This is a genomic window from Mesorhizobium zhangyense, assembly GCF_011045115.1.
Taxonomy (GTDB): domain Bacteria; phylum Pseudomonadota; class Alphaproteobacteria; order Rhizobiales; family Rhizobiaceae; genus Mesorhizobium_M; species Mesorhizobium_M zhangyense.
Map to the genome: position 1 here is coordinate 54059 of NZ_JAAKZG010000010.1, position 21762 is coordinate 75820.

A 21762-nucleotide genomic window follows, 5' to 3' on the forward strand; every position below is an offset into this window, starting at 1 on the left:
TCCTAGTTCAGATATTGAAGGCAGTGACGAGACGCACACCGAAGAGCTTGGCCCATGCGGTGGCGCTGGCCTTCTGGATGTCGACGATCGAGGTGCCACTCGTCCACCAGCCATTGCCCGTAGCCACGATGACGTCCGGCGAAAGCAGCATCGACTGCAGAGTGGGCCAGAGGATGAGTTGCTCATAGCAGATCAGCGGCGCGATCCTCGTCCCCGCGACCTCGATGACAGGATTGGCGAAGAAATGTGCGTGGGCACCTCCACCCTGCCCAGTCCACGCACGCCACGGCTGCCACATCGAGACCGGGACCGGCATGCGCTCCCGGTAGAGAACGTGGGCACCGTTACCCGAGACTTTTACCATGACATTGTCGTAGCCCCCGCTGTTGAGGACGGCCGCGCCAGCGAGCACAGTAACGGATGTGCCGTGCAGCTCCATGCTCCAGAGCCGTTCGACGGTCGGCGTCAAAAACCCGAGCGCGCTCTCGGGGAGAACGACCGCTCGGGCGCCCTCGGCCGCTGCATTCTTCACCGTTGCAATCAGATCACGATGCAGATCGAGCCCAGTCTCTCTTCCGAGGCTTTGCCCCAGTTCGAGATCGATGCCCATCCAGTCTTTCGATAATGGCGGGGCAGTCCACGTTGCCGCGGACCAACCCCATAAACCTGCCATCACAGCTGCCGCAACTGACCACCGTCTCGTCGTCATCATGAGAAGGACGGCCGCAGCAGCGGCCAGGCCGAACCAGCCCCACCCCGGAAAGAGAACGCCAGCCGCCGTCAAAGGATGCGCCCAACCGACGATCCCGAAGGGCGGCAGCCCCATCAGCACCGCCGCCAACCCGTATCGCATCGCCCTTCTCGCTCCCGGTCGCTTCGTCCAAAGCACTGCGTGAACGATGACAAAGGCGAGTGAAGCCGCGGTCCAGAGAGCCAGGCCCGGCCAAAGATCTGCGCTGTAGTAATTGACGACGCCTTGCGGTAGGCCACGTGAGGCGGCGAGGAAGTAGGCAACGGAGACGAGAGTCGCGGTGATGCGGGAAGGCGCGTACGCCCAGAGCACCGGAAAGGCGAGAGAGAGCGGCAGGGTCAGGACATTGCCGCTCCAGGCGATCCCGCCGGTGACGGCAGCCGACGCGACCAGCACGAGTGCGCGTGCAGTTTCAGGGACCGGTGATGAGGACCGGGCGGGCTTGGCCGAGCAGGCCGGCGCCAGGGATCGGCCCGAAGTATCGTGAGTCATAGGAGCTCGCAAAATCGGAGTGAAGAAAGAGATGCCCTGGCGGGACGACACCGCCGGGATAGGAGGCGAGCGATCGGCCTTCTCCGTCAGTCGGACGCAAACCCGAATGCGGGAGCGGCGTGCCGCCGACGGCGACGCCAGCACCGATCTCGATCGTCTGACCTTCGATTGCCGCCACGGTCTTGATGAGCGGAGTGAAGCCCCCCGGGCAGGGGCCGCGCCGGAGGTAGCCGCGCTCGAGCGCCGCCCGGAATTGGGGCGCGTCCGGCGGGCAGATGAAGATCAGATCGCCCACGGCAACCGGCCGGTCGAGCTCGATAATGCGCCAGAGCCCAAGCGGATAGCTTGGTGTCAGATTGAGTCGGAAACCGCCGCGCCATCCAATGCCCAGGAGAGCTACCGCACCCATTGCCGAAACGGCGATCGCGGCGAAGCGGCGGCTCATTGCTTCAGCACCGGGCTCTGGCGTTGCGAAAGCCTCAGCTCCTCGGTCTGCTTGAGCGTTGCGGCCGTACGCTCATGGGCGGCAAGTTGCTGGGCGGTGCGCATCACCGGCCAAGCTTCTGCGAGCTTCTGGCGCTCGCCCGGCCGCAGCCCATCGGCCGCTTTGTCAAAGAGGCTCCCGGCTGGCTCTCGCGCCGCATTGCTCAACAGAGTCCGCTCGCCGAAGCGCTCAGTGATCGCCTTGTTGAACCCGTCGATCTCGGCCTTGGCCATCCGGTCGGCGAGCGCGTAGCCGAGAGCAGCGGGAAGATCGTTGCGGTCGATGGCATCGCGCACGCGTTCAAGGACCTGCTTCGCCGCCTGCGACAGGGCCGGAATTTCGATCGAGACACGCTGGCGCAACGTCCGTTCTTCGGCCTCGATCTTCTGCACCGCTGTCTGGCGCAGCTGCAGATACCGTTCGATGTCGCGCTTCAGCGCCGGGGCGTTGACTTCGGCAATGCGCCGATCCTCGCGCTTGGCCTTGCCGACGAGGAGGCCTACCTTGCCCTTCAGCGGTCCGATCGAGGCCGGTTCGCTGACCAGCCGCTCCAACGTCGTCCTGGCCGCCGACGGATCGGTCAGCACCGTGTCGAATTTCATCGCCTGGAACGCGGTTTCGGGATCGGCGAAGACATAGCGGAAGCGGGTCGAGACCGCCTCCCACTGCCTGGCGGCCACCGGATCGGCGCGCAGCTTTTCCTCGACTGTATCGGAAATGGATTTTGAAAACACCGTGACGCCCTTCACCATCGGCGCGGCCTCCTTGAGCTTCGGGTTTTGACGTGCCGCAACAAGGCCGATGCGCTCGCCGAGGATCCGCAGACGTAGCGTGAGTTCGGCGAGCCGCCGCTTCTGGCGCAGCGTCCAGTCAATGTTGTTGCGGATAAGCGTCCGAGCGACACGCACGACATTCAGGCCGCGGTGTTCGGCAAAGCGAAGCGCCTGGCGGTAGAGCGTGCCACGCTCGTAATCGAGCGTCGTTTCCTTGGCGTTGCGCTTGGACAGGATCGGGACCAGACCACCGTTCAGGCCGAAGGAACGGCGGCCATAATAGAGTGCGACATCCTCGCGATGGCGGGTCATGGCGACGTAGGTCAGGTGCCGGTCAAGCGACAACGTCGCCAGCACCTTCACACGGTCAACGGTCGCGCCCTGGCTTTTGTGGATGGTGGTTGCATAGCCATGATCAATGTTGCGGTAGAAGCGCTGGTCGACGTCGACATGATGACGATGTTCGCCCTCACCTGTCTCCACGACGACACGATCGCGTGCGGCTTCGATGACCTTGCCGATCATGCCGTTCTTGACGCCGAGCGAGGTCTCGTTCTTCAGGAAGACGATCTGGTCGCCGGCGTCGAACAGGCGCATCCCGTCCTCGGTCCGGAAGGCGTGGCCCTCGCCGATGAGGCCGCGCTCGACCAGCTTCTCGCGCGCCATGGTGTTGAGCATGCGGACGTCACGACGCAGATGGGCGAGGATCAGCGTCGACTTCACAGGATCGTAATCGCGGTTCCAGTCACCGATCAGATTGCCGACGGCCTGGGCCTTCAGCTCCGAGCCGAACACCCTGCCCTGTGCCCTGTAGGCAGAGATGGCACGGTCGACATTGCCGCGCGCAAGATCGAGCGAGGCGGCGCGCATCCAGTCCTGGCGCTGGCGGTAGATCGTCTCGAGCTCGGCATAGCCGATGCGCTCGACGATCGCCCGAAACGCCGCGCCCGCTTCGATCGGCTGCAGCTGCTCCGGATCGCCAATCAGGACCAACTTAGCGCCGGCCTTCGTGGCTGCTTCGACAAACAGCGCCATCTGTTTTGAGGCCACCATGCCGGCCTCGTCGAGTACGAACACAGTCCTGGCATCGAGCGCCTCCCTACCCTCTTTCCAGCGCAGCTGCCAGGATGCCAGCGTCCGGCTCTGGATGCCTCCTTCTTTTTCCAATCCCTCGGCCGCTTTGCCGGCCAGCGCTCCGCCGATGACGCGGTAACCGGCCAGTTCCCACGCCTCGCGTGCAGCTTTCATCATGGTGGTCTTGCCGGCGCCGGCGCGTCCAACGACTGCAGCGATGCGCAACGCTGCCGTGATATGCTCTATGGCGACACGTTGCTCCTGCGACAGTCGGGAATGGCGGGCAAAGGCAGCATCCAGGACGCCGCGCTCGACCCGGCAGTCTACCTTTCGCGAAAGCCAGATCGCCCACTTCGCCATCTCCGCTTCGATCCGGATTAGAGCGCGCGTCGTATAGCGGGCGCGGATCTTCTCGCCGGTCGAAAAGTCGACGCTGTCGCTCTCGATGTGCAGGATCTCCGGGCTCTGGAGAATGCGCACTAGCAGGTGATGGAAGGTGCCGGGATCGTCGACATAGCGATGCAGGATTTTCGCGATGTCGCGGCCGTCGAAGACGCTCTTTTCCGACGACAGCATGTCGATGACGATCTCGGGACGCTGCAGGATTCGGCGGGCATTTTCCTCGCGTTGGGCCTCGAACAGTTCGATCCGATCGAGTGACGGGGACCATCCCTGCTCTTCACCCTTGCGCTGGATCGCTTTGGCGCCGACGCCGATATGGACGGTCGGGACGAGATCGATGCCGCGCTCGGCGTAGGAGCGACCATCGACGCGGATCTCCTGCCCGCCGAGCGCGAGATGCTGGTTCTGCAGGTCGAGCCAGCCGTTGCGCTGCTCCAGGAATTCCTGCTTCTCGCCCGACCAGAGCCGGTAGACGATTTTGCCCGCCTTGTTGCGAAGGACCTTGCCGTCCTCGCCGATCACCGCGACCTTCTTGGCGCCGAAACCGGTCTCGGTCAGCGGCCGCAGGGTAGTCATCAGGTGAACATGGGGATTGCCGGGTTCGTCGTGATAGACCCAGTCGGCAACCTGGCCGCGCGCCAGTACCTGCTCGGCCACGAACTGCCGCGTCAGGGCGATGTTCTGCTCCTTCGTCAGTTCCACCGGCAGTGCGATGATGAACTCCTTGGCGAACTGCGCGTCCTCGCGCTTCTCGAAGGACTCGACGCGGTTCCAGAAGGCTTCCGCCGCGCCTGAAACCGACCGATCTGCAACCAGCGTGCGTGCCCATTCCGGCGCATCGGGCGGCAACAGGAACTCCTCATGAGCAAGATTGCCCTTGTTAGAATAGTCGACGGTGCGCGCCTCGATCTCGTGGACCATCTTCGCACAATGACGATACGCCGCCGACAGCACGGCGCTGCGGCCTGAGCCGCGGCCGATGAGCTGGGGCGTGAAATGCGTGATGGCCACGGCGAAGAGATCTCCCGGCGAAGAGTAAACGCTATGTTCGTCGGGATCGGACCGGCCCAATCGGGCCGGAAGCAGGACGTCGCGCCAGCGACGTATTACTGCGCCCTTGGATCCGCTCCTTCGGAACGGTCGGGATGATCTCCCAAAGCGTCGACGCTGCCGACTACCATTTCTATTAGTCGCTTCGCGACCGCTTCCGGGAAATGCTGCTCCCGATTGCCGAGCAACCGGGAGCGAAAGGGATCGACCGGAATGAAAAAACCGTCAGCTAAGATCAGAGAGGAAATTGGCAGGCTTCAGCAGCAACTCAAACAAGCTGAGACGCGCGAGGCCGAACGCATCGGTCGCATCGCGCTCAGAGCCGGTCTTGGTGAGATCGAGGAGACGGCGCTCCTGGCCGCGTTCGAGGACCTAGCCGGGCGGTTTCGCGAGAGTGAGGACCAAGCTTCCGGAAGGAAGAACGCCGGCGGGAGCAGGCCAGCCGGAACGACGCCCGCGGTGGTCGAAATTGGCGCGGCTGCGAGCGGCGATAGCGAGGCTTGAGCGCATGCGCCGGTCGACATCATCCGAAGCTCGCAAGAAAGACACGCGCGAAAAGATCGAGCTCGGCGGCCTGATCGTCAAAGCCGGCCTGCGCTACGAGAAGCGAGCGCTGCTGCTTGGTCTGCTGATCGACGCATCCCGGCGATTGCAGGATGACGAAAATGAGCGTTCGCGGCTGACCGCTCTAGGCGCGGAGGTGTTTGGCCATGACGGCGAATAAGGTCGTTCTCGCCGTTGTGCCGGTAACGCTGATGCTCGTTGTCTGCGTCGGCATGACCGGCATCGAGACGTGGCTGGCGGCATTCGGGACATCGGAGACGGTGCGTCTGATGCTCGGCAGGACCGGCATCGCGCTGCCCTATGCCATGGCCGGAATCCTCGGCGTGATCTTCCTCTGCGCCGCTGCTGGCGCAAGCGCAATCCGAGCGGCGGGCTGGGGCGTTGCGTTTGGCGCAGCCTGTGTGATTTCAATCGCGGTTGCGCGCGAAACGGCGCGGTTATCGGCACTGGCCGATCGCGTGCCGGATGGCAAGACCGCGTTCTCCTATGCCGATCCGGCGACAATAATTGGCACCACGATCGCGCTGATATGCGGCGTCTTCGCGCTGCGCATCGCGCGTCGGGGAAACGCCGCTTTTGCAGCGGCCCCACCGCGGCGCATCCGTGGCAAGCGCGCCGTGCATGGCGAGGCCGACTGGATGGCGATGGCAGCGGCGGCACGGCTATTTCCCGACAGCAGCGGGATCGTCATCGGAGAGCGATACCGCGTCGATCGCGACAGCGTGCAGGCGGTCGCATTCCGGGCCGACAGCCGCGACACCTGGGGCGAAGGCGGACGATCGCCTCTGCTTTGCTTCGACGGCTCGTTCGGCTCGTCGCACGGCATCGTCTTCGCCGGCTCCGGTGGCTTCAAGACCACATCTGTCACAGTGCCGACGGCGCTCAAATGGGCCGGCAGTCTCGTCGTGCTGGATCCGTCGAGCGAAGTCGCGCCGATGGTCACCGGCCACCGCGCGCGACAGGGCCGCAATGTCGTGCTGCTCGATCCAGGCAATGCGGCGGTCGGCTTCAATGTGCTCGACTGGATCGGCCGGTTCGGCAGCACGAAGGAGGAAGACATCGTTGCGGTCGCCACCTGGGTCATCACCGACAATCCTCGCCAGGGCTCGGCGCGCGACGACTTCTTCCGCGCTTCGGCGCTGCAACTGCTTACGGTGCTGATCGCCGATGTCTGTCTTTCCGGCCACACAGCGGAAATGAACCAGACGCTTCGGCAGGTCCGCACGAACCTCTCGGAACCCGAACCGAAGCTGCGTGAGCGCCTCACCACGATCCACCATCAGTCGAATTCCGCCTTCGTTCGGGAAAATGTCGCGCCCTTCATCGCCATGACGTCGGAGACATTTTCCGGAGTCTATGCCAATGCGGTGAAGGAGACTCATTGGCTCTCCTATCCGAACTATGCCGCCCTCGTCTCCGGCGACAGTTTCAGGACGGACGAGCTGGCTTCCGGCATGACCGACATCTTCATCGCGCTCGATCTGAAGGTGCTCGAAACCCATCCGGGTCTGGCACGGGTGATCATTGGCGCGCTGATGAATGCCATCTACAATCGCAAGGGTGCGGTGAAAGGCCGAACGCTGTTCCTGCTCGACGAAGTTGCGCGCCTCGGCTTCCTGCGCATTCTCGAAACCGCGCGCGACGCCGGTCGCAAATACGGGATCACCATGACACTGCTCTACCAGTCGATCGGCCAGATGCGTGAGGCCTATGGCGGTCGGGACGCCACCTCGAAATGGTTCGAGAGCGCGTCATGGGTGTCGTTCGCCGCGATCAACGATCCAGAGACGGCCGACTATATCTCGAAGCGCTGCGGCGATACCACCGTCGAGGTTGATCAGACCGCTCGATCGTCGCAGATGTCGGGATCGTCGCGCACGCGTTCCAAGCAGTTGACCCGGCGGCCGCTGATCCTGCCGCATGAGGTGATGCGGATGCGAAGCGACGAGCAGATCATCTTCACGGCCGGCAATCCACCGTTGCGCTGCGGACGCGCCCTCTGGTTCAGGAGAGCGGACATGAAGGCTTGCGTCGGCGAAAACAGGTTTCATCGAAATGAATGGGCGGATAATACGATCGGGGCGTCGTCGTCGCAGTGACAGGAAGATCGGCACACACCTGTGCTGAGACCGTATGCGAAGTCCTAGAGCACAGCGAAGAGAACCATCCGCGGTGCGACACGTTCTAGCTTTCGAGCGAGAGGACCCGGACAGTCGGCATCGATGCGGCAGAGCTGGGCCCTTCTCGACAAAAGGCGGAAGGTCTAAAAACCGGGGCCGCCAAGTGCAGGAGCTTCTTCCTGGTCACCGGCAAAGCCTGACGAGGATCACGGTGACGCGCTCAGACGCATCAAACCCATGAATCGGTCCCCGACAACCGATTCATGGAAGTCGTTGGACGTCACTTCCACGGAGAGCGAAACTGTTCGCCATGGATCAACTGCAACCCGACACCATCCTCATTCACAGGATCGATCCAACCCGCAACATGGCGCGGTTCTACGCGCTGTCGATCGAACCGAGCCTGTTCGGTGGAAGCTCTCTGGTCCGCAACTGGGGTCGCATCGGTACGCGTGGCCGATACAGGATCGAACTGTTCGAAACTCAGGAGCAAGCCGAAATTTCACTCGGCCGCATCCTGAAAGCGAAACGCCGACGCGGCTACTGCGGATGAAGATGAGCCCGGCGGTGAAGCCGGGCTCGGTGCCGACCTCAGAAGGGGATCTGGTCGTCGGGATCGCGCTCCTCTCCGTCGGACTGCGTCTGCTTAGCCCGGCTGAGGAAATCCACCGTTTCGGCGATGATCTCGCAACCGTAGCGGTCGATGCCTTCGCTGTCGGTCCACTTTGTGTAGCGGATACGGCCGCGAACGAGAACCTTCATTCCCTTTTCGCAGTGCTCCTCGATGGTCTTGCCGAGGCCATTGAAGGCGGTGATGCGGTGCCATTCGGTATCCTGGACACGGTAGCCGTTGGCGTCCCGGAGAACCTTGCCCTCGGAGTAGCGGGGGCGCGAGGTAGCGAGGGTAAAGTGGGTGATGCGCGTGCCGCCCTGGGTGGTGCGGGCCTCCGGGGCCTGACCGATGTTGCCGGCAAGGATGACGATGTTCTGCATTTGATTTCTCCGTTGCTTCTGTCCGAGGGACCATCCCTCCGACGAGACCCGGCCAAGTCCGTCGCGAGAGGCCAGCACCGAAGCATCAGCGCAGGGAAACCCCGCAAGGATCGGGGTGGTGCGGGCAGGCGCGCTTGAGCGCCAACACGGCCCGTTCCGCAGGGGTTGCGGACAGAGAGCGAACGGAGTTAGGGGCTCATCTCGGTTGGAGGGATTGATCCATCGGCAAAAGCTCGGCGGGGAAGCAGCCGACAGATCCTGGATTACCCGCCAACATCGGTAGGTGGAAGGTTGTATCCGGCGGCTTTGTCCCAGACCCACGTTCACTCAAATGAGCGCCCAGGCAATTAGGAGAGCTTTGTTGACGGATATTCTCCGCTCCTGAAACCCAGATGCTGCGGCCACCGCGATTTCATCGGCACGGCAAGCAAAGTGATGTTTTGCGAAACGGGAAGGTTTGGCGCATACGCTTTCGACACCATGAGACAGCAGCGAGCTATTGCGCCAGGCTGCGCGGTAACGTCGGGATGACGGCTTTCACCGCAAAATGCTCAAGTGAAACGGATGAGCCTCTTGGGCCAAGTACCATCTGAGCAATACAATGACTGTTTCGCCGCTTTCTACTTGCCGGAGATCAGATGCAGGGCAGATTTCCCGCTCCTCACGGCTAACACTGATAGCTTGCGGTCGAACGTCGCGAGTTGGCCTCCACGCCCCTTGGCGAGCGCGAGCAGATAGGTATCGGTGACCTGTGCTGATGTCAGAATCTTCGCTGCATCTATGTCATCAGAGCCGACCAGGCTCACATCATCGGACCAGAAACTGTGGCCCGGAAGCGCACGCAATTTGTTGATGATTTCTGCAACGAGCGCCGGTGAGCCAGGACTGTTGGGATATTTTGGATTGCCAACGATGCGAATGACGCCATTCTCGGTAATGGGACAGGTGGCCCAGGCAGCACTGCCGGTGGCTTGGAACCAGCCATGCGCGTCGTCATGCGCGACATGGCCGGGATCAATCAACGCGATCAGCACATTGACGTCTAGCAGAAACGTCACGGCAGTTCGTCACGCAAGGCGTTGACAATCTCAAGCGTTACAGGGGGTGTATCTGGCTGGGGGGATAAAAGAGGTATCCCATTGCGTTCACCGCCACTTTGAGGTCGGCGCAAAGAACGTCGGGCGAGATCAGAGATTATCTCGCCAACGCTTCTGTCCTGCTGTCGGGCCATCGCCTTGGCTGCAACAAGGATGTCGTCATCAATCGCCAGTGTCGTCCGCATATTGGCCTCTTGGCGCGCATCAATCATCACGCATCATATAGAGAAGAGAAGATGAATTCTCAAGGATGAAGATACGGCGCTCACGCGCCGCTCTTGTGCTTCATCACCGGGATGCCGAGCTTGCGAGCCTTGTCGGCGAGATTTTCCTGAATACCCGTGCCAGGGAAGACTATGACGCCAACCGGCAGGACTTCGAGCATGGCATCGTTGCGCTTGAAGGGAGCGGCCTTGGCGTGCTTCGTCCAGTCGGGCTTGAAGGCGACCTGCGGAACCTTGCGATTGTCGGCCCATTTGGCCGCGATCAGCTCGGCGCCCTTCGGTGATCCACCGTGCAGCAGCACCATGTCGGCATATTTGGCATGGACCTGATCGAGCTTGGCCCAGATCAGGCGGTGATCATTGAAGTGGAGACCGCCAGTGAAGACGACCTTGGGACCGGCGGGCAACATGACCTCGGTTTCAGCCCGCCGTTTGGCTGCGAGAAAATCGCGGCTGTCGATCATCGCCGAGGTGAGATTGCGGTGGTTGACCATCGAGCCTGAGCGCGGCCGCCAGGCCGATCCGGTGTGGCGCTCGAACTGTTCGGCAGCAACATCGCGGAAGAGTTCCATGCTGTTGCGCCGCTCGATGAAGGTCTGGCCCTCTGCCGTCAGGCGGACGGCAGTCCGGCTAGGCAGTGAACCTATAAACGCGAACGGCTATCCGATTATTGCGGCGACATGCCATCGATTCCAGATCATTGCCGACGGGCTAGCCGTTTAGGGCGGCTTCCAGAGGAGGACGGACGGTCTATTTCTTTTGATTGCCAGCGAAAGCGGCCGTCAAGCCAAGGCCGATATACACGAAACCACTGACCCAGCGTTCAGCCTTCAGATACATGGGACTGCGCTTCAGCCACTTGCCGGCCGTGCCGGCGGCAAGTGCGTAGGAGCTGTCCGTCAGAACGCCAATCGCTGTGTAAACAAGCCCGAGAAAAGCGATCTGCATTGCAACATGGCCACGGTTGACCTCAACGAACTGCGGCAAGAAAGCCAGAAAGAACAGCGCTGTCTTCGGATTGAGGAGGTTAACGATAAAGCCCTCACGAAAGAGGCGCATGCGGCTTCGCGTCGGTAAACCGCCCTCGACGTCGGGAATGTCCGACGGGCCGAAGAGCTTCTTGAGGCCCAGCCAAATCAGGTATGCCGCGCCAGCATACTTCACTACGCTGAAGGCGAGCGCGGACGATGCCAGGAGCGCCGACAATCCCACAGCGGCGGCGGCGACATGAACAAGCGTTGCCGTATGGATGCCAAGGATCGAAACGAGGCCGGCAGAACGACCCTGCTCGACCGAGCGCGCGAAGATGTAAAGAACTGCCGGTCCCGGCACGATAAGTAACACCAGTGTGGCGCTGACGAACAGGCTGAGATTCGTTGCGCTGGGAATTGCCAAATCCATGATTGTCTTGCCCCATTTTATATTGCACGAACGTTTTATATTGCGCGAACAATAGCATTGAGCTGCCTCCAATGCGAGGTCGTCTGCTGCTTTTACGCTTTCACATCGCGCCGATTTCTGGTTCAGGGCTCACCATGAGCCGATATGACCTGACAGACTTGAATGGCGCGTGATTAAGCCGCTGCTACCCAACAGGCCACGGGGCGTGCCGCGCGTCGATGACCGTCGCGTGCTGAACGGTATATTCTGGGTCCTGCGATCTGGCGCGCCGTGGCGTGATCTGCCTGATCGCTGTGGCCCACGCACCACCTGCTACAATCGCTTTGCGCGATGGCGGAAGGCAGGCGTATGGGTCGGATGATGGATGCTATTGCCGCCGCCCATGATGGCGACATCCAGATGATCGGCAGTACCTCCGTTCGCGCGCACCAGCAGGCTGCGACGGCAAAAAGGGGGATCGAGATCATTGTCTCGGCCGCTCCCGAGGCGGGCTCACGATCAAAATTCAGGCGGTCGTGGACGGGCAAGGCCTTCCGATCCGACAGAGCCTGACCGCGGGCAAAGCCATGACGGACAAGCTGCCGACGATCTGCTCGACCATGTTGTAGCTGGAACAATCGTGCTGGCGGACAAGGTCTACGATGCTGATCGCATCCGGGCATCTCTCCGCGAGAAGGGCACGTTCGCCAATATCCCGCCCAAAGCCAACCGACGGTCGAAAGCATATTTCAGCACATGGCTCTACCCTGAGCGAAACCTCATCGAACGTTTCTTCTCCAAGCTGAAACACTTCCGCAGGGTTGCCACCCGTTACGACAAGATAGCCGAGAACTTTCTCGCGATGATCCAACTTGCCTCGATCCGCCTGTGGCTCCGAGCTTACGAGTCTAAGGCCTAGAAGGTCGGACAATGCGCCCGCCTTCCATCAGCCTAGAATTCCTGCAGCAGATAGTCGCCGACCTTGGCGGCCTTGGGGTCGAACAGCGTATCCAGCCGGGCGTTGAGAATGTAGGTGCCATCCCCGGCAGCCACGGCGGCTGTTGGCATGGAGAGTTTGCTGGCAACTGCACGGGTGATGGTTGCCGACTGCCAGCCATCGGTGGATGTCAGCTCGACGGTCCGGTTGGCCGCCAGGTTTTGCACCACCAGCAGATGGTCGCCATCGATCAGGCGGATGCCATCGGCGCCGACAAGTGCCTCGGGCAGGTTGACCGGCCTGATATCGGTTGGATCGGTCGTGCTGATCCGAAACAGCTCGCCGCTATTGTACTTGCCGACCAGCAGATAGCCATCCGCGTGCCAGGCAATGCCGTTGAGGTTAAAGCCGTCTCCGCTCATGAAGAGTGGGCTCTGGGCGAAGATCGATGCCTTGCCCTCCGTATCGATCTTGTAGATCAGGGGCGCAAAGCTGTCGGTGATATAGGCGTTGCCGGCCGCATCGAGCGCAATGTCATTGGCAAAATGCGCGCCCTGGCTGAGGCTTCCCAGATCGTAATAGGCCTTGGGCGCGCCGGTGGTGGCGTCATAGGTGGCGACATCAGCCAGCTTTCCCTGCGTCGCTGCCGTAGTGCGCATGCCGGCGCCCGGGTCGGAATTGGTGACCCAGAGTGTGTTGCTGGCATCATCGACCAGCAGGCCAATTGTGGACACCAGACGATCGTCCGAGATGAACGGGGAATACTTGCCCGCCCTGTCGAGCCTGGCGACAAGGCCCTGGGTCACAGAACCCAGCATGAAGATGTCCTGCTTGGCCGAGTAGGTGAAGCTTTCGGGATAGGACTGGTCCGAACTGAAGGCGATATCCTGTGCGAAGGCGGGCGTGGCGAGGGCGAGGATGGCCAGCGCCACACTGGCCAGAAGGTTGCGACGGATCATTTTGCATTCCTTTCGATCATCGATGGCGGTGATCTAGGCTCTGCCCGGACAATGCTGAAACGCCGCTCCCCGATGGGTCCAATCGATCGCTTCGATTGGTCCGCCTCTTGCGGGCAGGCCCGTAATCACCCACGGCGGCCACCCATCAACCCCCTCGATTGCACCAAGACACAACATCGATTTGTGCTGTGTGCTTGCCATGAGCATGGTCCTGACAGGCAGCGACCGCCCATTCGAGCGATAGCGCGGAGCCCGAACAAGGATTGAACCCGATGATGGAATTCTATTTTCACGCCACACCCAATTCGATGAAGGTGGCCGTGCTCCTCCAGGAGCTCGAGCTGCCGTTCACCGTCAAGCCGATCGACATCTTCAAGGGCGAGCAGCACAGTTCGGCCTTCAAGGCGATCAACCCGAATGCCAAGGTCCCCGCTATTGTCGACGGCAAAACCGTGGTGTTCGACTCCCATGCGATCCTGCTCTACCTGGCAGACAGGCATGGTGCATTCTTGCCGGAAGACCGGACGGAATACGCCACCATGCTGTCCTGGCTCATGCTGGTGGCGACGGGCCTGTCGCCATTCTCGGGCCAGGCCATTCACTTCATGCATTATGCGCCCGAGCAGATCCCCTATGCGATCAATCGCTATACCAAGGAAGTCGCGCGGCACTATGCGGTGCTCGACCAGCGCCTGGCTCAAACCCGGTACCTGGCAGGCGACAATTACACGATTGCCGACATGGCGCTCTGGGGTTGGGCGGCATCGGCCGGCTACATCTTCGGAGCGGATGGCTTGACCGCCTATCCCAATGTCGAGCGCTTCATGGCCGAAATGGCAGCGCGTCCCGCTGTTCAGCGCGCACTGGAGATGAAGTTGGCCCATGTCTTCAAGGGCGAACTGGACGACCAGGCGCGCAAGGCTATGTTCCCGCAGAACGATAAACGGGCCGCCTGACCATAGGGCGCATCATTCGGCGTAGTCCGTCAGGCCCTTGATCAGCGCATCCATGACGAGCCGAACGCGCCGGACATGCTGCACGTCCTCGTGGGCAACCACCCATGTCTCAAATGCCATATTGAAAGCGTCGGGCAAGACGTGAACGAGGTCGGGATCGCGGGCTGCCAGTCCGATATGGCAGACGCCGATCCCGATGCCGGCACGGATCGCGGCCAGCTGGCCGAGATCGCTGTCGGTGCGAAAGATGAAGTCCTCGGCCCCGAATGGGAGCCCGCTGGCCCGCAATGTGCGAATGCCCGGCGTCTCGGTTTCAAAACCGATCAGGCCCAGCCGCTTGACGTCTTCGATGGTTTCGGGACGGCCATGGCGATCGAGAAAGCGGCGATGGGCATGAAGCCCAAGCCGGACTGCGCCGATATGCTTGGCCACAAGCGCATCCTGCGCCGGCCGAACCATGCGGATGGCAATGTCGGCCTCGCGGTCCAGCAGGTTTTCACTGCGGTTGCTGAGCCCAAGTTCGAGCACCAGCCCGGGATGGAGCCGGCGCAGCTCGGCCAGCATGGCGGGCAACACTTCCACGCCCACCACCTCGCTTGCCGTGATCCGCACGGTGCCCGCATCAGAGCTGGCCTCGGCCGAGGCGGCGCGCGCAAAGGATTGAGCTGCCTTGGACATGGCCTCCACATGCCCAGCAAGCTCCATGGCAATAGGGGTCGGCAGCAACCCGGCCGGCGAGCGGGTGAACAGCACGACACCATGTTCGCGTTCCAGATCCTCAATGCGACGGCGCACTGTGGGCTGGGCGATTTTGAGCGAACGTGCCGCGGCCGAAAGGCTTCCCTCGCGCATCACAGCAAGAAATGCGCGCTGGCGCTCCCAATCTGACGCAGTCTCTGACGGCTTGGTGTTCATACATTTTATACTAGCCGCCTGAAGGTTTATGTCAATTTTGATTGTGCTCGCAGACCGTCATATTCGGCTCACAAGCAAAAGGAGCCCAAAATGATCCTACTCACAGGTGCCAGCGGTTCGGTCGGCTTTGAACTGACCAAGCTGATGTCGGCGCGAGGCATCGCCGCCAAGGCGATGGTGCGGTCCGAGGCCGCCGCAGGAAAGCTCAAGGGACTGGCCGGTATCGAGCCGGTTGCCGGTGACTTCGACGATCCGGCATCGCTGGATGCGGCGTTGCAGGGCGTGGAGCGCGCGTTTCTCGTCACCAACTCGACCGAACGGGCCGAGATCCAGCAACTGGCCTTCCTAGCCACCGCGAAACGCGCCGGCGTGCGCCACATCGTCAAGCTGTCGCAACTCCATGCCGCGACGGATTCGCCGGTGCGCTTCTTGCGCTATCACGGGGCCGTGGAGCAGGCGATCCGCGCCAGCGGGATCGCTTACACCTTCCTGCGGCCCAACCTGTTCATGCAGGGGCTGCTCGGCTTTGCCGACACCATCGCCAATACGGGTAAGCTGTTCGCCCCTATCGGCGCGTCCAAGATCAGCCTGATCGATATCCGCGATATTGCAGCGGTTGCCTTCGCGGCGCTGAGCACGCCGGGGCACGAGGGGCAAGTCTATGACCTGACCGGGCCGGATGCCCTGACCCATGACGAAATCGCGACCCAGATCGGCGCGGCAATCGGCCAGCCGGTCAGCTTTGTGCAGATTCCGCCCGACACCATGCGACAGGCCGCCATCGATGCAGGTTTCCTCAAGTGGCAGGCCGACGGGCTGATCGAAGATTACGCCCACTATGCCCGGGACGAAGCTAGCGCAGTGAGCCCGGACGGCCCATCGGTGATCGGCCAGCCGGCACGCCCGTTCGCGGCATTTCTCGCCGACTACAAAAGTGTTTTCACCACAAATCAGGGCGCTGAAAAATGAATCGACGCGATATGATAGGCGCTGCGTTGGCGGCAATTCCGCTACTGGGGATGACTGTGATGAGCACTGCACAGCCGACGAACGACAACGAGTTGGCCAGGATCTGGGACAAATGGATCGCCATGTGGAATGGCGATCTGGCCATCGCTGACCAGATCATCGCGCCGAACTACAAGCTGCACATGTCCCCGCTGGGTGGCGAGGATCTGTCGATCTATGCCGGACCGGAGGGCATGGCCGGCTGGATCGGCCAGTTGCACGCCGCCATCGATCCGTTCGTCTTTGAAGTTCAGGTCCAGCCCTTGTTCGGTAATGGCATGATCGCGGGACGCTGGCTGGCGAGCGGCACATACAAGGGCGGGTTCCCCGGCGCCAAGGCCGAGCCTGGCACGGCCATCAGGTTTGCGGGCGCCGATTTCCTGCGCGTCGAGAACGGCAAAGTTCTCGAATATTGGCTGAGCTCGGACCAGCTCGACCTGATTAAGCAACTCGGTGTAATGGGTTGAAGAGTTCTCTTGGTAGAGCTGCGATAACGCGCGATGCTCTGGACTTCATCTCTCGGAGAGGATCGCCTATGCGCCAAGGACCGAAGCCCTCGTCCGGATTGGAATTCAAATCGATCGACTTCACCACCGGTTCCTCAGTGCTTTGCTGAAGGACTGGAGCGGACCTCTAGAAATCACTATGAAACAATCTAGCCGTGACCTGATAGGTGGTGCGGAACGTAGGGTTCCTCAAGCTTTTCAATCTGCGCAGGGCTGAGAACCAGCTCCAGTGCTCCCAATGCATCTTCGAGGTGCTTGGGCTTCGTTGCGCCGACGATTGGTGCTGTGACGCCTTGTTTATGAAGTAGCCATGCAAGCGCTACTTGCGCCCGCGGCTGATTGAGAGCTTCTGCGATTTCACCCACGCGGTCCACGACAATCCTGTCTGCATCTGCGGCTTTGCTGTAATAATTTGCGCCGACGTTGTCATGAGCGGCACGCTCGGTGGCGGGCTCATCTGACCAAGGTCTCGTCAGTCTTCCCCTCGCGAGAGGCGACCAGGGAATAACCCCGATGCCTTCGGATATGCAGAGAGGCAACATCTCCCGTTCTTCCTCGCGATAGAGGAGATTGAGATGGTTCTGCATGGAAACAAATGGAGCCCAGCCTCTCTCCCGCTGAATGCCAAGCGCCTTCATGAATTGCCAAGCAAACATGGAAGACGCGCCAAGATAACGGGCTTTTCCGGATTTCACCACGTCATTCAACGCTTCGAGCGTTTCTTCGATCGGCGTGAAATCATCCCAGCGGTGGATCTGCAAAAGATCTATATAGTCTGAGTTCAATCGCTTTAGGCTATTTTCAACCTCGGTAAAAATCGCCTTCCGGGATAGACCGCCTGCATTCACATCAGATGACATCGGATAGAAAATCTTGGTCGCAAGAACGACGGCATCGCGCGAAGCGAAGTCTCGGATTGCCCGCCCCAGTACTTCTTCGCTCGCGCCATCGGAGTAGACATTCGCAGTATCAAACAGGTTGATCCCCGCTTCGATTGCCTTGCGAATGTACACCCTACCTTCTTCTTCATTGAGGACCCAGCTGTGGTTGCCTTTGTTTGGGTCACCGTAGCTCATACACCCAAGACCGATGCGAGAGACCTTAAGGCCGGTTTGCCCCAAGTTGATATACTTCATGTCAAAACCTACTGAACGAACAACGCAGGGTCCATCGAGACCGGCGTCGAGGGGATGAGGGGAGCGAAATCCATCTGATCGAGAATATCGCGACGGATGTCGATGCCCGGCGCAACTTCAGTGAGAACAAGCCCTTGATCCGTGAGCCGGAATACCGCCCGTTCCGTCACCAGGAGCGCCTCATGGCTGAGCTTCAATGCCTGCGAGCCGGAGTATGTGATCTGTTCAACCTTACGAACAAGTTTGCGCACCTGTCCGGGTCGGCGCACGTTTATCTCGCCGTTCTCGATAGCAATGTCCGCTCCCTTGGTATCAAAAGTACCGCAAAAGACGACCTTGCGTGCGTTCTGTGCGATATCCATAAAACCTCCAGGCCCGACCGTCAGGCCACCAAGCTTGGAAACATTGACATCACCCTCCGCATCGATTTCTCCGAAGCCGAGGAATGCGACATCCAGCCCCCCTCCAGAATAGAAATCGAACTGCGACGGCCCGTCGATCATTGCGCTAGCACTGCGGGCGAATCCAAAGTGCAAACCTACCAGCAGCGATCCGCCATAGGTTCCATGTTCGATGGTCTGGTAATAACGGTCGACCTCGCCTCTGCTGGCGATGATCTTGGCCACGCCTTCACCGATGCCGACTCCGAAGTTGATGACTGCGTTATCAGTCAACTCCAGATGTGCTCTTCTGGCGATAACCGCGCGTACCCCCAACTCTTCCACGGCCTCGGTGGGCGTGGGGCCGCGGTATTCACCGGATATAGTGGGGTCATACCCAATCTCGTAGCTCATGCGCTGTTCGGGGTCGACCACCACGGCATCAACGATCGCACCCGGTACCCGAACAGAACGGGCAGGCAAAGTGTTGCGATCTACCGCCGTTCGGACCTGTGCAATCACGATTCCGCCCGAGTTGTGAGCCGCGAGCGCAGCAGCGTACACGTCGATATTGGCCGCTTCCTGGTCAAGAGAGATATTGCCATCCGCGTCCGCGAACGACCCCCGAATGATGGTCACGTCCACCGGAAAGGATTTGTACCAAAGCAACTCCTGACCACCGATATTGACCAGCTCAACCATTTCGTCCTTGGCGGCATCGTTCATTCTACCGCCTTGATGGCGCGGATCTACAAATGTCCCAAGCCCGACGTGAGTAAACAAACCCGGCCGTTTGCCGCCAATTTCACGGTACAGCTGCATGACGCAGCCACTTGGAAGAACATATGCTTCGATCTCATTGTCGCGTGCGAGTTCCTGCATGCGAGGAGACCAGACCCAGTGGCCACCAACTACTTTCTTGACGAGGCCCTTATGCGCGAAATGGTTCATCCCCTCGGATTTCTTGTCACCTATTCCGAGAGCATGGATTACGTTGAGGTTTCTTGGACTGCCGGTTTCCTGAAATTTCCGGGAGATCGCCCTAAATACGTGCGTAGGCTCCATCAGCCCTCCACCGCCACCAATCAACGCAACAGTGCTTCCGTTGCGTATCATATCGACCGCGCTCTCTGCCGACATAAACTTGTTGCGGGTCATCCGACTGCCTCTGGAGCATCGACGTCACGTCTTGGCACCATCAAGCGATGTTCACCCTCCTGCACGACTTCGTCGTTTTGGTTAAGAAGCTGCACTTCAATGAAGAAGATACCCATCGTGGGTTTGCTCCTCGACGTGCGCTTGTCGGCAATCCGGTATCGAACCTGGAGGGTGTCACCAATTCTGATTGGACGCTTAAAATTCCAGGTCCACCCAAGGGCGATGCCGTCTCTGAAAAAAGCCGATTGCACTTTGAGACCGTCAGTGAGGCTCAGTCCCATCAAGCCATGGGCGATCCTTCCGCCAAATTCGGTTGTGCGGGCATAAACCTCGTCCATGTGAACCGGCGAGAAATCGCCGGCGACGCCAGCGTAGCCAAGCACATGCCCTTCCGTGACCGTAACGCGCGGGGTAAGGCGTTCATCGCCAATATCAATATCTTCAAAAAAATTGCCGGGAAGCATCTTTGTCCTCGTGGAGATAGGCGGGCACTATGGCCATGCGCTGCTAGGGCCGTAAAAGAAGACGACCAGTTGTCTGTCGATTTGAAAGGGAGCGATGGGCTTCGGCGATCTGCTCAAGCCCTAATACCTTGTCGATCTGCGGTTCGATCCCAGCGTCAACCATGAAGGCAAGGACCTCCGCCAATTCAGGCGTGGACGCGCTCTGAACGCCATGGAATTCCCATTCTTTCAGCACGAGCAGGCCGAGATTGATTTCAATGGGCTTGCCGTGCAATTCGCCGACAACCGCGCATCGTCCACCTGGTGCGAGCCCTCGCAACGTACCTCCAAATGTCGGAGAGCCGACGAGTTCGATCGCCACGTCCGCGCCCCGGCCATCGGTGAGGTCCCGGACCTGTTGTCCAAAATTACCATCTTCGCTAACGATCACATCGGCAGCACCCACCGATTTGAGACTGTCAACTTTCAAAGCATTGCTGGTGATTGCAATTGACCTGGCACCGACCTTTTCGGCGATCTGCAGTGCCGCAATCCCGAGCCCGCCACTGGCACCCGTAACTATCACACTCTCGCCTGCTTTCAGTCGGCACGATCGGAGCAGCGCTTTGTACGGGGGGCCGTAGACACAGGCAGCGAGAGCGGCATGCTCAAGTGGCAGCTGCTTGGGGATGCGGACAAGATTCTCGGCGGGAAGCGCGACAAATTCTGCATAACCACCATCACGCGTCTGTCCAATGTCACCGCCTGATTGTCGACAAAGTGAAGCACGTCCAATCAGACAATAGTGGCATTTCCCACACGCCTGGAAATTGGATGATGCGACGCGGTCTCCAGTGGCAAATCCCGTCACCGCTTCGCCGACCTCGACAACCTTGCCCGCCAGTTCGTGCCCCAACACGCGCGGGAGCGTCAGCCGCGAACGGATGTCCTGGCGCAAAATCAGATCGAGATGACAAACGCCGCAAAACGCCACCTGGACGATCACCTCGTTTGGTTTCGCCGTCGGCTTGGCGACTTCAGTGCAGGTCAAGACCTCTGGACCACCGAATTCCTTGAGTAGTACTGCTTTCACGTATCTGGTCCCAATCGCTCTTTCGTCCTTATCGCGAGCTTTCAGTTGTGGAGGATTTGACCCAGAAACTCGCGGAGTCGCGGGTTGTCAGGACTGTCAAAGAACTCGAGCGGTGGTGTGTCGACGACAATCTCGCCCGCTGTCATGAAGATAACCCGGTCGGCGACGCTTCGCGCAAAACCCATTTCATGAGTAACGCAGAGCATGGTCATTCCCTCATCGGCGAGGGCGACCATGGTATCGAGCACTTCACGCACCATTTCAGGATCAAGCGCGGATGTGGGCTCGTCGAACAGCATGATCTTGGGAGACATGCACAAAGCGCGCGCTATTGCGACGCGCTGCTGCTGGCCGCCCGACAGTTCTGCCGGATACTTGCTCGCCTGTTCCGGAATGCGCACCCGCTCCAGAAACTTCATTGCCGTCTGTGAGGCTTCAGCTTTCGATTTACCGCGCACTCGCATCGGCGCGAGCATGCAGTTTTGCAAGACTGTCAGGTGGGGAAACAGATTGAATTGCTGGAAAACCATACCGACCTCGGCACGGATGGCATCGACATTTCTCGCAACATTCGTCAGCTCGTTGCCGTCGACGACAATACGACCCTTCTGAAAAACATCGAGATGGTTGATGCAGCGGATCAATGTCGACTTTCCGGATCCCGACGGTCCGCAGATCACGACACGTTCCCGCTCTGCAACCTGAAGGTTGATGTTCTTGAGCGCGTGAAAATCGCCGAACCACTTATTCAGATCCTCGATCGTTATGATCGGCTCCTTACCTACCGCGAAGTGGGAAACGTTATGGTCAGGCTCGAAGCCGGAATCCTTGTCGGTCATCTTGGTACTCGCGTCGGTTTCTCGGTTC

Annotated in this window: 21 protein-coding genes and 2 pseudogenes; 8 read left to right on the forward strand and 15 right to left on the reverse strand. The window is 60.3% G+C overall.

The genetic code is table 11. The annotated features are described in order from the left end of the window. Nucleotides 1–7 precede the first annotated feature (7 nt). From G6N74_RS20945 to traA, 3 genes are read right to left on the reverse strand one after another with little or no spacing between them, the layout of a single operon-like run. Nucleotides 8–1243, reverse strand: a complete 1236-nt coding sequence (locus tag G6N74_RS20945) for a conjugal transfer protein TraB (RefSeq protein WP_165119966.1) — start codon at nucleotides 1241–1243, stop codon at nucleotides 8–10. Further along, nucleotides 1164–1688, reverse strand: a complete 525-nt coding sequence (gene traF / locus G6N74_RS20950) for a conjugative transfer signal peptidase TraF (protein ID WP_165119967.1) — start codon at nucleotides 1686–1688, stop codon at nucleotides 1164–1166. Before traF ends, G6N74_RS20945 begins: the two co-directional genes overlap by 80 nt. After that, on the reverse strand, nucleotides 1685–4987 hold the full coding sequence (gene traA, locus G6N74_RS20955; protein WP_165119968.1) for a Ti-type conjugative transfer relaxase TraA: 3303 nt from the start codon (nucleotides 4985–4987) through the stop codon (nucleotides 1685–1687). Before traA ends, traF begins: the two co-directional genes overlap by 4 nt. Nucleotides 4988–5239: 252 nt before the next feature. Between traA and traC the strand changes: the two genes are divergently transcribed. From traC to G6N74_RS20975, 4 genes are all read left to right on the forward strand, one after another. Next, complete coding sequence (gene traC / locus G6N74_RS20960; RefSeq protein ID WP_165119969.1) at nucleotides 5240–5530, forward strand: conjugal transfer protein TraC; 291 nt, start codon at nucleotides 5240–5242, stop codon at nucleotides 5528–5530. 4 nt (nucleotides 5531–5534) lie between these two features. Next, entirely contained in the window at nucleotides 5535–5750 is a 216-nt protein-coding gene (gene traD, locus G6N74_RS20965) for a type IV conjugative transfer system coupling protein TraD (protein ID WP_165119970.1), read from the forward strand. Further along, a complete protein-coding gene (gene traG, locus G6N74_RS20970) occupies nucleotides 5737–7689 on the forward strand; it encodes a Ti-type conjugative transfer system protein TraG (protein ID WP_165119971.1) in 1953 nt (650 codons plus the stop codon). Before traD ends, traG begins: the two co-directional genes overlap by 14 nt. Before the next feature lie 331 nt (nucleotides 7690–8020). Beyond that, a complete protein-coding gene (locus G6N74_RS20975) occupies nucleotides 8021–8263 on the forward strand; it encodes a WGR domain-containing protein (protein ID WP_165119972.1) in 243 nt (80 codons plus the stop codon). Between the two features lie 38 nt (nucleotides 8264–8301). Here the strand turns inward: G6N74_RS20975 and G6N74_RS20980 are convergent, their stop codons facing one another. The 5 genes and pseudogenes from G6N74_RS20980 to G6N74_RS21000 form a co-directional block, all read right to left on the reverse strand. Then, nucleotides 8302–8703 (reverse strand): single-stranded DNA-binding protein, encoded by a 402-nt coding sequence (locus G6N74_RS20980; protein WP_165119973.1) that lies wholly within the window; start codon nucleotides 8701–8703, stop codon nucleotides 8302–8304. 620 nt (nucleotides 8704–9323) lie between these two features. Further along, nucleotides 9324–9761 (reverse strand): TA system VapC family ribonuclease toxin, encoded by a 438-nt coding sequence (locus tag G6N74_RS20985; RefSeq protein ID WP_165119974.1) that lies wholly within the window; start codon nucleotides 9759–9761, stop codon nucleotides 9324–9326. Further along, nucleotides 9758–9985: a ribbon-helix-helix domain-containing protein gene (locus G6N74_RS20990; RefSeq protein WP_165120110.1), complete on the reverse strand. Its 228-nt coding sequence runs from the start codon at nucleotides 9983–9985 to the stop codon at nucleotides 9758–9760. The genes G6N74_RS20985 and G6N74_RS20990 overlap by 4 nt, the downstream gene beginning before the upstream one ends. An 80-nt stretch (nucleotides 9986–10065) precedes the next feature. Further along, nucleotides 10066–10641, reverse strand: a pseudogene (locus G6N74_RS20995) (DUF2493 domain-containing protein); the annotation flags it as partial. 133 nt (nucleotides 10642–10774) lie between these two features. After that, on the reverse strand, nucleotides 10775–11425 hold the full coding sequence (locus G6N74_RS21000; RefSeq protein WP_165119975.1) for a LysE family translocator: 651 nt from the start codon (nucleotides 11423–11425) through the stop codon (nucleotides 10775–10777). Between the two features lie 134 nt (nucleotides 11426–11559). On the opposite strand from G6N74_RS21000, the pseudogene G6N74_RS21005 reads away from it, so the two are divergent. Beyond that, a pseudogene (locus G6N74_RS21005) lies at nucleotides 11560–12323 on the forward strand (IS5 family transposase). A gap of 32 nt (nucleotides 12324–12355) precedes the next feature. On the opposite strand, the gene G6N74_RS21010 reads toward G6N74_RS21005, so the two are convergent. Further along, nucleotides 12356–13300 (reverse strand): gluconolaconase, encoded by a 945-nt coding sequence (locus G6N74_RS21010; RefSeq protein ID WP_165119976.1) that lies wholly within the window; start codon nucleotides 13298–13300, stop codon nucleotides 12356–12358. Between the two features lie 272 nt (nucleotides 13301–13572). Between G6N74_RS21010 and G6N74_RS21015 the strand changes: the two genes are divergently transcribed. Beyond that, nucleotides 13573–14256, forward strand: coding sequence for a glutathione S-transferase family protein (locus G6N74_RS21015; protein ID WP_205826790.1), 684 nt, complete (start codon nucleotides 13573–13575; stop codon nucleotides 14254–14256). A gap of 12 nt (nucleotides 14257–14268) precedes the next feature. On the opposite strand, the gene G6N74_RS21020 is transcribed toward G6N74_RS21015, so the two are convergent. Further along, entirely contained in the window at nucleotides 14269–15171 is a 903-nt protein-coding gene (locus G6N74_RS21020) for a LysR family transcriptional regulator (protein WP_165119977.1), read from the reverse strand. Between the two features lie 90 nt (nucleotides 15172–15261). Here G6N74_RS21020 and G6N74_RS21025 point away from each other — a divergent pair, with 90 nt between their 5' ends. Continuing rightward, nucleotides 15262–16140 (forward strand): SDR family oxidoreductase, encoded by an 879-nt coding sequence (locus G6N74_RS21025; protein ID WP_165119978.1) that lies wholly within the window; start codon nucleotides 15262–15264, stop codon nucleotides 16138–16140. 59 nt (nucleotides 16141–16199) lie between these two features. After that, nucleotides 16200–16646: an ester cyclase gene (locus tag G6N74_RS21030; protein ID WP_165119979.1), complete on the forward strand. Its 447-nt coding sequence runs from the start codon at nucleotides 16200–16202 to the stop codon at nucleotides 16644–16646. A gap of 188 nt (nucleotides 16647–16834) precedes the next feature. On the opposite strand, the gene G6N74_RS21035 is transcribed toward G6N74_RS21030, so the two are convergent. The 5 genes from G6N74_RS21035 to G6N74_RS21055 are packed head-to-tail and all read right to left on the reverse strand — an operon-like array spanning nucleotide 16835 to nucleotide 21734. Then, nucleotides 16835–17821: an aldo/keto reductase gene (locus G6N74_RS21035; RefSeq protein WP_165119980.1), complete on the reverse strand. Its 987-nt coding sequence runs from the start codon at nucleotides 17819–17821 to the stop codon at nucleotides 16835–16837. An 8-nt stretch (nucleotides 17822–17829) separates the two neighbouring features. Beyond that, nucleotides 17830–19359 (reverse strand): acyl CoA:acetate/3-ketoacid CoA transferase, encoded by a 1530-nt coding sequence (locus G6N74_RS21040; RefSeq protein WP_165119981.1) that lies wholly within the window; start codon nucleotides 19357–19359, stop codon nucleotides 17830–17832. Continuing rightward, nucleotides 19356–19823, reverse strand: a complete 468-nt coding sequence (locus G6N74_RS21045; protein WP_165119982.1) for a MaoC family dehydratase — start codon at nucleotides 19821–19823, stop codon at nucleotides 19356–19358. Before G6N74_RS21045 ends, G6N74_RS21040 begins: the two co-directional genes overlap by 4 nt. Before the next feature lie 43 nt (nucleotides 19824–19866). Next, nucleotides 19867–20895 carry an alcohol dehydrogenase catalytic domain-containing protein gene (locus G6N74_RS21050; protein WP_165119983.1) on the reverse strand — a complete coding sequence of 343 codons (1029 nt, stop codon included), beginning with the start codon at nucleotides 20893–20895 and terminating at the stop codon, nucleotides 19867–19869. Between the two features lie 41 nt (nucleotides 20896–20936). Then, entirely contained in the window at nucleotides 20937–21734 is a 798-nt protein-coding gene (locus tag G6N74_RS21055; RefSeq protein ID WP_165119984.1) for an amino acid ABC transporter ATP-binding protein, read from the reverse strand. Nucleotides 21735–21762 lie beyond the last annotated feature (28 nt).